Genomic DNA, 12,490 nt, shown 5'->3' with positions numbered 1-12,490 from the left:
CCTATAATCCTAATGCTCTCTCTAAGCTCAACGCCCCATCCAAAAGCGCTTGCTCGCCGTATGCTTGACCAACTAACTGAGCACCAACTGGCAACCCTTTACTATCAAAACCTAATGGCACTGAAATACCTGGAAGTCCTGCAAGGTTGAGTGAAATGGTATAAATATCACTCAAATACATCTCCAAAGGATCGGCTTTTGAACCAAACTCAAACGCACTAGTTGGCGTTACTGGCATCAAAATCAAATCCGCCTCTTTAAAAATGGCTTCGTATTGCGCTTTAATAAAATGGCGTGCTTTTTGTGCCTTAATGTAATAGGCATCGTAATACCCACTGCTTAAAACAAACGTCCCTAAAAGGATTCTTCTCTTAACCTCTTCACCAAACCCTAAGCTTCTGCTTTGAATAAACATCTCTTTAAGATTGTCATTGCTTCCACGGTTACCATAACGTACCCCATCGTAGCGGCTTAAATTCGCACTCGCTTCAGCGGTGGCGATAACATAATAGGTTGCAATGTCATATTTTGAGTTAATGAAATTACGATAAATAATTTTATGCCCCGCTTTTTCAAGCGCACGAATTCCTTCAACCATTTTTTCACGCACTTCAGGACTGGCTTCATTTAAATAATTTTCAATCACTGCAATGGTCATTTTACGATTAGGGTTGAGTTTATCTGCCACACTTTGATGTGCCATATTTGCACTGGTGGAGTCTTTGGGTTCATGCCCTGCGATAATGTCGTACAAAATCGCCGCATCTTCCACATTTTGCGTAATGGGTCCAATCTGATCTAAAGAGCTTGAATATGCTCCCAAACCGTAACGACTTACTTTGCCATAGGTAGGTTTGAGCCCCACACAACCGCAAAATGCCGCAGGTTGGCGAATACTGCCCCCCGTATCACTCCCTAATGCAGCAATGGCAATGCCACCTGCCACCGCTGCTGCACTTCCACCACTGCTTCCACCAGGCACACAGTTTGGATTGTGGGGATTGAGTGTTTTCCCGTAAAAGGAAGATTCAGTTGAACTTCCCATCGCAAATTCATCCATATTGGTTCGACCAAAAGGGGCTAAGCCATGGCGTAACATATTATCAATAACGGTTGCATTGTAAGGTGCAACATAGCCTTGAAGGATGTTAGAACCACTCGTCACTTCCCAACCATCCACTTGAATATTATCTTTAATGGCAATGGGGATACCTGTGCCATACTCGCTCAAAGGTTTACATGTAAGCTGTTCCACATACGCACCTAAGCTTTTTTTCGCTTCTATCTCTTGTTTTAAATCGCTTCTAAACGCTTCGATCTCTTCTTTAGGAAGTTTCAACGCCTCTTTTAAGGTTATCACTTCATATCCTTTAACTTCTTCGTTCTTTGATTGATCATATACACACACACGCCAATGACTACACAAATAACACCAACGGTTGCAAACACAATGTTAAGCTCTATAGGCGCACTGAGATTAGGCATTGAGTGCCTCATGACATCTATGGCAGAGCTCTTCTTCGCTTTTTGAGCGGTATTTCCAACAACGTGGGCATTTATGACCATTTATTTTCACTATAAATACCATGTCACCATTTTCAGAGCCAAAAGTTTCCCCCATATCCGTTCCTAAACTCTTTGCAAGACTTTGAGCTGTCCCATTTTCTTGAACCATACAAACTTGACTCGTTGTAAACCAATCTTCTAAATCTATTTCTGTTAGAATAGAATCTTGATATAGCTTGTCTGACATAATGACAAGGGCAAGTTCCAATGTAGATTTTATCTTTCCACCTTTTTTTAACCTATCTACTCGTTCAAAAAATTCTTCTCTTAACTTCATCATATGAGATTCATCAAAACGTGGAACTTTAATTTCGGGTAGCGGTGTGTAAACAAGGTCAAATACGCTCTCTTTTTTCAAAAGTGCAGGGGCGTACTCCATCATTTCATCAATCGTATAAGTAAGCGTGGGAGCCATCAGTGCCATGAGTTTCTCAGCGATGAGTGCCATCGCACTTTGTGCAGAGAGGCGAAGGGGGTCATTTTTAGCATTACAGTAAAGTCTGTCTTTTGAAATATCCAAATAAATTCCGCTAAGTTCCACGGCAATAAAATGATTGAGAAGCGCAAAGCCTTTAGAAAACTCATACTCTCTAAAATAAGCTTCAACTTCATCAAAAACACCTTTTGCATGCTTGAGTATCCATTTATCGAGTTCACCCATTTGCGCAATAGGCATAATGGTTTCAAGGTCATTGACATTTGCCAATAAAAATCGAAAGGTATTGCGGATTTTTCGGTATTGCTCGCTGATTTGCTTTAAAATATTATCGCTAATTTTCAAATCAGTGGTGTACTCACTCGTACCCACCCACAGACGTAAAATCTCAACGCCGTATTGTTTCGCAACATCTGAAGGTGCTACCACGTTGCCCTTTGATTTACTCATTTTCTCACCCTTCTCATCGACGGTGAAACCATGGGTCAAAATTTTAGCGTAAGGCGCAATGCCATTATTAGCGGTACTCACCAAAAGGGAGCTTTGGAACCACCCACGATGTTGGTCACTTCCCTCCAAATACATACTCGCAGGATATTCCCCTGCGTCATAATCGTTGGATTGCAAAACGGCTTTCCATGTGCTACCACTGTCAAACCACACGTCTAAAATATCCATCACTTTTTCAAGGTTCTCAGGATTATAACCGCTCTCTTCAACCAAAAGCTCTGCAATTTCTAAATCCCACCACGCATCCGCACCTTTTTCTTCAAAGATGTTGGCGATATGCTCAACTACTTTGGTGTCAAAGATTGGTTTACCTGTTGTTTTATCTCTAAAAAATGCAATAGGCACACCCCAGTCACGCTGACGAGAAATACACCAATCAGGTCTATTTTCAATCATCGAACCTAAACGATTAATGCCTGATTTTGGATAAAAACGAACCTTCCCCAGTTCATCCATCGCCATTTTACGAAGACTCTCACGACCATCCACCGCTTCATCCATCGCCACAAACCACTGCTTTGTTGCGCGATAAATGACGGGCTGATGCGTTCTCCAACAAAAAGGATAGGAGTGTGTGAATTTGGAGCATTTTAAAAGTCTATCGCCTAAAAGCTCTAAAATACGCTCATTGCATTTAAAGATATGCTCGCCCACAAAACTTTCAGGATTTGGAAGCAGTCCTAAACGAACAACGCTCTCATCGTAACAGCCTCTCTCATCGACGGGCATCACCACTTCAAGACCATAACGAAGCCCTACTTTGTAGTCATCATCACCATGCCCTGGTGCGGTATGAACACAACCGCTTCCGCCATCCATCGTAACATGATTGCCTAAAATCAACTGTGATGAGCGAGCATTAAGCGGATTGATGGCAAAGCTATTTTCAAGCACACTGGCTTTAAAGGTTTTAACGATTTCACCTTTCACAACGCCTTGCTCCAAAAGCTTTACATGTAAAGGCTCAGCCACGATATAACCATCACTGGTGAGTACATAGTTTTCATCGGGACTAAACGAAATTCCCACATTGGCAGGCAGCGTCCATGGCGTTGTCGTCCAGATAATCACCGAAGCATCCGAGCTAATATCTAATTTTGTTTTGGCTTCAGGGCTTAGTGCAAACGCCACAAAAATAGAGTAATCTTCTTTATCTTCGTACTCTACTTCCGCTTCAGCCAAGGCACTTCTAGCTGCCCACGACCAATACACAGGCTTACTTCTCTCAACCAAAAGTCCTTTGTCTGCAACCCCACACAATGCACGGTAAATATCCGCTTCAAACTTAAATTTCATTGTCATATACGGATTGTCCCAATCCCCAATAACCCCTAAAGCTTTAAATTCTTCACGCTGAATATCAATAAATTTACGGGCATGTTCACGGCACAGCTCACGAATTTTACTTTTAGGCAGTGCATCTTTTTTCTCTTTACCGAGGTTTTTTTCAACCTGTTGCTCAATCGGCAAACCATGACAATCCCACCCTGGAACGTAACGTACTTTTTCACCAAAAAAGTAATGCGTTTTAATAATGACATCTTTAAGAATTTTATTGAGGGCGTGACCAATGTGAATATGCCCATTGGCATAAGGAGGTCCATCGTGCAAAATAAATGTCTTAGAAGCATTTTGACGGTTGTGAAGCATTTTTGCATAAGCGCTCTCCTCTTTGGAAAACCACTTGGCATAACGTGCAGGCTCATTTTGGGGCAAATTTCCACGCATTGGAAAATCGGTCTGAGGAAGAAGCAGGGTCTCTTTATAGTCCATTAATAATCTCTCCTTGGAAGCTATACAGCTGTGAAAACGTCTACATGTAAGCATCTCTTAAAATGAGGCAAGTTTATCTAAAAACGATTTAAGAAGCACTTACGGTATAATGCGAAATACGACTTATCACGCAATGAAAGGTCTTCTTTATACAGAAAATAGATAAAGGTTGTTCTCATGAAAAGCTCTTTAATCGTAGTGGGGAAAGCACTGCGCTACAATACTTCATTTTTAAATTATATTCATACGACCGTGAGTAATCATCTTGATTTTCCTGACCAAACGGTTTACATTGATAAAAACGATAAAGAACTTTTTAGTATTGTAGAAGAAGCCATAGCACACTCTGAAGATACCTTGATTTTAACCACAGCTGAGAGCTTTAATTTAATTAACAAAGTTGTAGCAACACTGGGAGAAGAAGCTCTGGAGCTCAAAGAGGGGATGCTCATTCCTTCCAAAACAGTTCACATTGAAGAGAACAGTTACTTACTGGTACGTGAAAATAAGCGTATCAATGTCCTTAAGATTTGTGAAACACTAAAACTGCCTCGTATTCTTATTAACAACAAAAGTTCAGCACTTTTTTCCGTCATTAATATTGATGAAGACTCTTTAAAAATCTTTCTTGAGCCTCTTGCACAAAATTATGAAATTAAAATCACTCCAACCCTCTTGATTGATGGGTGGATTATTGTCGAAGCTATCTCCAGTAAATATGGCAACATTGAAAACTTTTTTAAAGCAGCCACATCACTTCTTCCACAAAAAATTATTAATCACCCAGATGTCATTGAACATATCATCCAAAGACTTCAAGAACAAAATAAAACACTCAGTATTGCAGAGAGTTGCACAGGCGGTCTTATTACAACAATGTTCACACAGCACGCAGGTGTTTCTGCGGTTTTTAAAGGAGGCCTTGTCACGTATGCAAACGAGATAAAAGAGTCATGGCTAGGAGTCAGTGGGGAAACATTGGAACATTTTGGGGCAGTCAGTGAATTGTGCGTGCGTGAAATGCTTGAGGGTGTTTTAAATGCTAGCCTCGCAGATTATGCTATTGCCACCAGTGGAATCGCAGGGCCAACAGGAGGAAGCCTTGAAAAACCAGTCGGTACGGTGTATGTGGGCGCACGGGATAAGGAGGGTAATGTAATGATCGAGAGACTTCTTTTAGAGGGTAATCGAGCCTATATACAAACCCAAAGTGCTTACCATGCTCTAAAGTTACTTTTACATGTAGGAGAAAGTATTTTTTTAAAAAGTGAAAAAAACTCTTGACAAATGAAATTTTTTTCTCTATAATTTCAGCCTCATTACGAGAAGAACGGTGTATGACTCGTTAGCTCAGCCGGTAGAGCATCTCCCTTTTAAGGAGGTGGTCGATGGTTCGAATCCATCACGGGTCACCACTCTTTTATTTGTGCGACCCCATCGTCTAGTGGTCCAGGATCCCGCCCTTTCACGGCGGTTACAGGGGTTCAAATCCCCTTGGGGTCGCCATTTATATTTCTTCTTTAGTGATTCCCTTTTGGTCGCTTAGCTCAGTTGGTAGAGCGCCACCCTTACAAGGTGGATGTCATAAGTTCGAGTCTTATAGCGACCACCATTTATGCGCGGCGGTAGTTCAGTTGGTTAGAATATCGGCCTGTCACGCCGGGGGTCGCGGGTTCGAGCCCCGTCCGCCGCGCCACGATTTACAATTTTCCCTCAGAATTTGTTTGTTTTGTTTAAAACTTTCTGAGCATGACTCGTTAGCTCAGTTGGTAGAGCATCTCCCTTTTAAGGAGGTGGTCGATGGTTCGAATCCATCACGGGTCACCATTGTCCTAAAAAAAATCACATGTGCGACCCCATCGTCTAGTGGTTAGGACACCGCCCTCTCAAGGCGGGAACGGGGGTTCAAGTCCCCCTGGGGTCGCCAGTTTACTTTCTAATTTTAAATCCTATTACTTCTTTGATGAATTCCTTCGCTCTCATAAATATCAATTTCGTGTTTATAGCTAGGATTCATTTTCTTCAGTTCTTCATTCATAAAAGCAATCATTTTAGCATCTGTATTTTTATGGCTTGCAATCAGTAAAATAAAATTCAAATAGATTTTTGCGCTTTTGGGTGAAAGTCCTTTTTCCTTAGGAGGGAAAGGACACTCCTTTGCTACCTTAAGAATGGCAGCACTCAATTCATTGCGTGTGGATGTTCGCTTGCTTGCAATGTCAACAAGCGCTTCAATGGTCATTTGTTGCGCTTTTTCTTCTTCTTGTTCTTGAACACTCTTTGTCTTTACAATCACTGTTTTTTGAAGATTCACCACGATCACAAAAAGCGAGATGAGCACAATGAGTATGACGGCAACGATGGTTACAATTAAATAATTTCCCTCCATGAACGATGCCTCTTCATTTTTGCTTATTATAGCACACTCAAAGAGGGAAATTTCCCTCTTTGCGCTTTCGTTAAAGTGTTTTTCCTATATCACGCTTTGAATATGAGAGTGCAATCACAAGGGCAACAACCCCAATCGTATAATAGACAAAGGAAGGAACAGGTACGGGATCTCCTGCTGCATAGGAGTGCATCCCTGAGAGATAAAAATTCACACCAAAATAGGTCATGATAATAGAGGCAAATGAGAGCGTCGAAGCAACGGCAAAGGTAAAAGGATTATTCCATTTGGGTACAAACCTAAAATGCACAATACCCGCATAAATAAGAATGGAAACCAATGCCCATGTCTCTTTTGGATCCCATCCCCAATAACGTCCCCACGACTCATTTGCCCAAACGCCTCCTAAAAAGTTACCTACAGTAAGTAAACTAAGACCCAAAATCATTGACATTTCATTGATGCGTGTTGCCTCTACAATGTTTCGCTCAAGCTCTTTGTTACGCTTTATATTATGCGTGCTTTGCATCGCAAAAAGAATAAGTGTGAAAAATCCTAGCAAAGCACATAACCCTAAAAATCCATAACTCGCTGTAATAACAGAAACATGAATGTTAAGCCAATAAGAGTTTAAAACAGGAACCAAATTGGTAATTTGTGGATCCATCCAGCTTAAATGCGCAACAAACAGTGTCACTCCCGCTAAAATAGACGTTAATGCCAAAGAAACAATGGATTGGCGTGAAAAGAAGATACCTGCTAAAACGATTGCCCATGCGATATAAATCATGGACTCATACCCATTACTCCATGGTGCATGCATTGCAATATACCAACGAAGCGCTAAACCACCTGAGTGGATTAAAAAGGCAATAGCATTAATAATAAGAACAATTCGTGTCATAAACCCTATACGTAGCGTGGAGTTAATCATTTTTGCAAAAATAAAACATAATAAGACCAATCCACTGAGTAAATACACAGGGGTTAAGCGCTCAAAGATTTGCGCATGATTGAAAAAAATCTCTGCTTTAATGCGTTTGGCATTGGGAATAATATCTGAGCCATACTGCTCTTGATACGCACTCAATTTCTCTACTGCCTTATTCGCCTCTTCCCAATTTCCACTCTGCAATCCTGTACTAATTGCTTCAAAATAGCCACCCACCAACGCTCTTACCTCATCGCCTTCTTGTTTTGAAAAACGCATAACAGCATCTTGAGGGGCAAACCAACGCTTTGAAACATCATTTTGTTTGGGGATCATTCTAAAAATTTCACCTGTATAGACCATGTAACAAATGTTCACACGCTCATCAACCTTTAACACATCCTTATCAAATTGATTTCTAAGGGCAGGTTTTTTGCGGTTCGCTTCTTCAGAATATTTGGTTAATTTATACCCATAATCTCCCTCTTTATTGAAAAAATCGTTAAAGGAGGCATATTTTTGAGTTTGAGCTATGCCCAAGATTTTTTTCAACTCAGGATGAAATACTTTTACGATAGGCAAACCTTGCCACTGTGCAGGGGAACTCATCATGCTTAGGGCGACTTGATTGGCACTGAGTCCCTCATAGCTTGAGTGCGTATACACTTTATTAATCATTTCCATTGAAATTGTATCAATGGGCTTAAATCTACCATCAGCGCCTTGAACCAAAACATGCCCAAATTTATCTGCATGGTGGGTATCGTAGCGTTTTAAAAAATTTACATTCTCCTCAGAAGTATCCGCATGTAACAAAGGGCTTTGAAACAGTGTTAAGCCACAGGCCAAAGCGATGAAGAGTGATTTTACTTTGACCATATCCTTTTGTACCATCGAAGCTAATTTTCTAAAACGGCTTTTGGTATTTAAAAGATTAAAAAAGAGCCCTAAACACAAAAGTATATAGCCAAAATAGGTTGGCAATTTTCCAGGGTCATTATTTACCGATAAAATCGTACCTCTCTCATCTTTGTCATATGAGCTTTGAAAAAATCGAAATCCTCGATAATCAAGCACATGATTCATATAAATTCGAAAGGGCATATGAATTCCTTTTTCCGTATCAACCACTTCAACTTCACTCGCATACGACATAGGTGACATAGAACCTGGGTAGCGCTCCAATTGAAATTCATTGAGTTTAATGTAAAAAGGAAGTGTAAAGAGTTTTGAGCCCCACTCTAACATAAAAGGCACCCCACCAATCATCTCTCTCACAGGCTCTCCTCTCGAACCTTTGCCTTGTCCAAATAAAGCAATTTCTTTGCTCTCACCTTGATACGTTACATCCACAATGACCGCTGATAATGCGGCATTTTTATTCATAGGTGTTTTATCAGCAACGGCTTTTTCTTTACCTTTAAGCCCAATATAACGTGGGGCAAAATTAACATGCCCAATGGTGTAAAGTTGTCCTGTCGTAAAATCGTGTTTTTTTCCACTTTCGTATTCACCTCGTTCGTTTTCTACCATTTTGAACCATGCAACACTTGAGGGTGCACTAAAATAAAACTTTCCGTCCTCAAGCATAAAGCGTACTTCTTCTTTTTTACTCTCTACAGGTTTTGCGTTAAAACTAAAAATATATTCATTGGTTTCATAGCGTTCTCCCTCTTTTAGGCTCACACTCAAACTCTCACCATACCCACTCAAAATCATAGAGATCATCGGAATACCCGATGCATCATCGACCACTTTTTTAGTCGCATAGGTAAAATAGTCTTTAAATTTTACCGTTGCCATCTCACCACCAACATCCATTGAAAAAGAAAAATGGTTACTTCCAATTTGAGAAATAAGTTTAGGATGACTGTATTGATACGTTTTATTATCTTTTAATGCTGTGGCGCTAATAAAAGAATCGCTTGAAGTAATCCTGTTTTCTTGCATTCCATTTCTTACATGTAAAGAACCCTCAAATCCAAAATAACGTGTGACACCTGAGCCAATGAGGATGAAAATAAAACTCAAGTGAAAAAGAAACGAAGGAAGTTTATCAAGCGTATACATCTTGTATCTTACGATGTTATAGACTAAAATAATTCCTAAAGCAATCTGAATAAACTCAAACCACCACGAAGTATAAATGAGAGCCCAGCTGGTCTCTACACCAAAATCATTCTCAATAAATGTTGCAAAACCACTAAAAAAACCAAACATAAATAAAAAAATAATAGCTGATTTAATTGAGAGGATGCGCTTTAGTACCAAATCCATAAAAAGCCCTTTGCAGAAAAATTGGATTATGTTAGCGTGTTAAAGTAAATAGTTTATAAATCATTAAAGTTAGCGTAAACCCCCTCAAAGAAGAGGTTTACATGTAAAAAGTTGTGGCTTATCCGCCGAGGTATTTTTTACGAATGGCATCATCACCAATCATATCAGAAGCAATACCACTCATGACTATTTTGCCATTTTCTAACACATAGGCTTTATCAGAGATTTTAAGTGCTGCAAAGGCATTTTGCTCCACCAAAAGAATGGTAATTCCCTCATTGCGTAAACGCTGAATAATTTCAAATACTTCACCAACAATTTTAGGCGCAAGTCCTAAACTGGGCTCATCCAGCATCAAAAGCTTTGGCTCACCCATCAAGGCACGTGAAATAGCTAACATTTGCTGTTCACCTCCACTCATAGTGCCTGCAAGCTGATAGCGCTTGTCCTTAATGCGTGGGAAAAGTTCATACATGGCATCTTTTAAATGCTCATAATTTTCATCGTTATTAAAAGCACCCATGCGAAGATTCTCTTCCACCGTAAGGTTAATAAAAATCTTTCGCCCCTCTGGAACCAAAGAGAGTCCATGTTGGACTAAGGTGTGGGTTTTGTGATTGCGTGTGTCATACCCTAAAAAATTAATATCACCTGTTTTTTTCACACTGTTTAGCAAGGCTTTGAGTGTTGAGCTTTTTCCTGCGCCATTCGAGCCAATTAAAGAGATAATTTCTCCCTCTTTAACCTCAAAATCAATACCCTTTACTGCTTCAATGAGTCCATAATAGACATGCAAATTTTTAACACTAATCATTATGAAAATCTCCTAAATACGCAGCAATCACTTCAGGGTTTAAAATCGCATCAGCGGGTTTGCCCTCAAAAATAGTCTTACCATAATCAAGCACAAGAACTTTATCGCACAGTTGATTGACAAATTTCATATCATGCTCAATCACCAAAACTGTCAAGTCAAAATCCACCCGTGCTTTTTTGATCAATTCACCTAACTCCTCTGTCTCAGAGGGGTTCATACCAGCAGCGGGTTCATCTAAAAGTAAAAGATCAGGGTTGGTTGCAAGAGCCCTTGCAATCTCTACTTTTCGTTGCTGTCCATAACTCAAATCCACCGCTTTCTCATGAACAAATTCACCCATTCCAAAATAGTCCAAAATCTCCATAGCCCGTGCTTTAATGCGTTTTTCTTCACCCATAAAACGAGGAAATCGTAAAATGGATTCTAAAAAACCATAGCGTGCTTGAAAATCAAAGCCAATTAAAACATTATCTAAAACACTCATACTCGAAAAAAGTCGTATGTTTTGAAACGTCCTTGCAATCCCTTTGCGCACAATAAGATGTGGCTTTAAGCCATTGAGACTCTCATTACGAAAAATAACTTCTCCAGAACTAGGTTCGTAATTGCCTGTGATGATATTAAACATGGTCGTTTTACCTGCACCATTAGGACCAATTAGCCCAAAAATCTCTTTAGGAGCTACACTAAAACTGGTCTCTTTAATGGCACTCACTCCGCCAAATTTTTTGGTGACATTGTCAATTTTTAAAATCATTTGACACCCTTTTTACGTAATTTAAAAAGGTCAGTTAATTCTCGTTTTCCCATAACACCCTCACGGGCAAACAGCATAATAAAAATAAGCACCAATGAGAAAATAACCATTCGCATACCTGGCATTGCTGTCGTTTCATAGCCAAAAAGATTCATTGGTTCATCCAAAAAGCGCATCCATTCACTGCCACCCATCACCAGAACAGTCCCAATAATTGCACCTGTTGTACTACCAAGACCCCCTAAAACAATAATAATTAAAAGTTGAAACGTAAAAAAGAAATCAAATAAATCAGGTGAAATACTTGTAAGTAATGCAGCTAAAAGTCCACCGCCCATGCCCTCAAAAAAAGCACTGGTACAAAAGGCTAAAGTTTTGGCTTTAAAAGTATTAACCCCCATAGCAATAGCAGCATCTTCATCATCACGTACCGCTTTCATGGCACGTCCAAATTTTGAGTTAACGATATTTAAAACGACAACCACCGCAACAATCGCCAATCCCCCTGTCCAATAAAGATTAGAAAATTCAGGAATATCATTAAGTCCTAAAGAACCATTGGTCACTTCAGGATGATTAATGGCTAAAATTTTAATAATAAAACCAAATCCAAGCGTAACAATTGCAAGGTAATCTCCTCGTACTCGAAATACAGGAAACGAGAGAATCAATGCCAAAAGAGCGGCGAATGTACCGCTTAAAACTAAGGCAACAAGAAAATTAGCATGCAAGGTCATCACAAAAGGGTAAGGATCAACAATCGCATACTGATAACTTTTATCTTCAGGCGAGATAAGTAAAAGAGCTGTCACATAAGCACCAATAGCGACAAAGCCGTTAGGCTCAAGTGAAAATTGCCCTGTAACACCGTTAATTAAGTTGTAACTCACTGCTAAAATAACAAAAATGGCAATGTTATTTAAAATCCTAATGCTGTATTCATCAAAATGGCTATTAGAAAACCAAATAAACCAAAGTGTGCTCAAAAACATCACGAGTTTGATTAAAAAATCTTTTTCTTGTATTTTCTGCAT

9 protein-coding genes and 6 tRNA genes are annotated in these 12,490 nt (G+C 39.8%); 7 read left to right on the top strand and 8 right to left on the bottom strand.

The window, feature by feature from the left end; genetic code table 11:
- Position 1 precedes the first annotated feature (1 nt).
- From gatA to ileS, 3 genes are read right to left on the bottom strand one after another with little or no spacing between them, the layout of a single operon-like run.
- Positions 2-1,360, bottom strand: coding sequence for an Asp-tRNA(Asn)/Glu-tRNA(Gln) amidotransferase subunit GatA (gene gatA, locus SULBA_RS02680; RefSeq protein WP_014768729.1), 1,359 nt, complete (start codon positions 1,358-1,360; stop codon positions 2-4).
- The gene (locus tag SULBA_RS13230) at positions 1,357-1,485 is read right to left on the bottom strand and encodes a hypothetical protein (RefSeq protein ID WP_014768728.1); all 129 of its coding nucleotides are present in this window, start codon (positions 1,483-1,485) and stop codon (positions 1,357-1,359) included. The genes gatA and SULBA_RS13230 overlap by 4 nt, the downstream gene beginning before the upstream one ends.
- A complete protein-coding gene (ileS, locus tag SULBA_RS02675; protein ID WP_014768727.1) occupies positions 1,478-4,285 on the bottom strand; it encodes an isoleucine--tRNA ligase in 2,808 nt (935 codons plus the stop codon). The genes SULBA_RS13230 and ileS overlap by 8 nt, the downstream gene beginning before the upstream one ends.
- A gap of 177 nt (positions 4,286-4,462) precedes the next feature.
- Here ileS and SULBA_RS02670 point away from each other — a divergent pair, with 177 nt between their 5' ends.
- The 7 genes from SULBA_RS02670 to SULBA_RS02640 all read left to right on the top strand — a co-directional run bounded on the left by SULBA_RS02670 (position 4,463) and on the right by SULBA_RS02640 (position 6,212).
- Positions 4,463-5,569 carry a CinA family protein gene (locus SULBA_RS02670; protein ID WP_014768726.1) on the top strand — a complete coding sequence of 369 codons (1,107 nt, stop codon included), beginning with the start codon at positions 4,463-4,465 and terminating at the stop codon, positions 5,567-5,569.
- A 55-nt stretch (positions 5,570-5,624) separates the two neighbouring features.
- Positions 5,625-5,700: transfer RNA gene (locus SULBA_RS02665), tRNA-Lys, on the top strand.
- A gap of 15 nt (positions 5,701-5,715) precedes the next feature.
- Positions 5,716-5,791, top strand: a tRNA-Glu gene (locus tag SULBA_RS02660).
- 30 nt (positions 5,792-5,821) lie between these two features.
- Positions 5,822-5,897: transfer RNA gene (locus tag SULBA_RS02655), tRNA-Val, on the top strand.
- A gap of 7 nt (positions 5,898-5,904) precedes the next feature.
- Positions 5,905-5,981, top strand: a tRNA-Asp gene (locus SULBA_RS02650).
- Between the two features lie 55 nt (positions 5,982-6,036).
- Positions 6,037-6,112 (top strand) — tRNA-Lys (locus SULBA_RS02645).
- 25 nt (positions 6,113-6,137) lie between these two features.
- Positions 6,138-6,212, top strand: a tRNA-Glu gene (locus SULBA_RS02640).
- A gap of 15 nt (positions 6,213-6,227) precedes the next feature.
- Here SULBA_RS02640 and SULBA_RS02635 read toward each other — a convergent pair.
- The 5 genes from SULBA_RS02635 to SULBA_RS02615 form a co-directional block, all read right to left on the bottom strand.
- Positions 6,228-6,674, bottom strand: coding sequence for a hypothetical protein (locus SULBA_RS02635; RefSeq protein ID WP_014768725.1), 447 nt, complete (start codon positions 6,672-6,674; stop codon positions 6,228-6,230).
- A 70-nt stretch (positions 6,675-6,744) separates the two neighbouring features.
- A complete protein-coding gene (locus SULBA_RS02630) occupies positions 6,745-9,882 on the bottom strand; it encodes a cytochrome c biogenesis protein (protein ID WP_014768724.1) in 3,138 nt (1,045 codons plus the stop codon).
- Between the two features lie 118 nt (positions 9,883-10,000).
- Positions 10,001-10,696: an ABC transporter ATP-binding protein gene (locus SULBA_RS02625; RefSeq protein WP_014768723.1), complete on the bottom strand. Its 696-nt coding sequence runs from the start codon at positions 10,694-10,696 to the stop codon at positions 10,001-10,003.
- Positions 10,689-11,456 carry an ABC transporter ATP-binding protein gene (locus SULBA_RS02620; RefSeq protein ID WP_014768722.1) on the bottom strand — a complete coding sequence of 256 codons (768 nt, stop codon included), beginning with the start codon at positions 11,454-11,456 and terminating at the stop codon, positions 10,689-10,691. Before SULBA_RS02620 ends, SULBA_RS02625 begins: the two co-directional genes overlap by 8 nt.
- A complete protein-coding gene (locus SULBA_RS02615; RefSeq protein ID WP_014768721.1) occupies positions 11,453-12,490 on the bottom strand; it encodes a branched-chain amino acid ABC transporter permease in 1,038 nt (345 codons plus the stop codon). Before SULBA_RS02615 ends, SULBA_RS02620 begins: the two co-directional genes overlap by 4 nt.

Source organism: Sulfurospirillum barnesii SES-3, assembly GCF_000265295.1.
GTDB lineage: Bacteria > Campylobacterota > Campylobacteria > Campylobacterales > Sulfurospirillaceae > Sulfurospirillum > Sulfurospirillum barnesii.
This window is presented reverse-complemented; position numbering and strand designations above follow the sequence as displayed.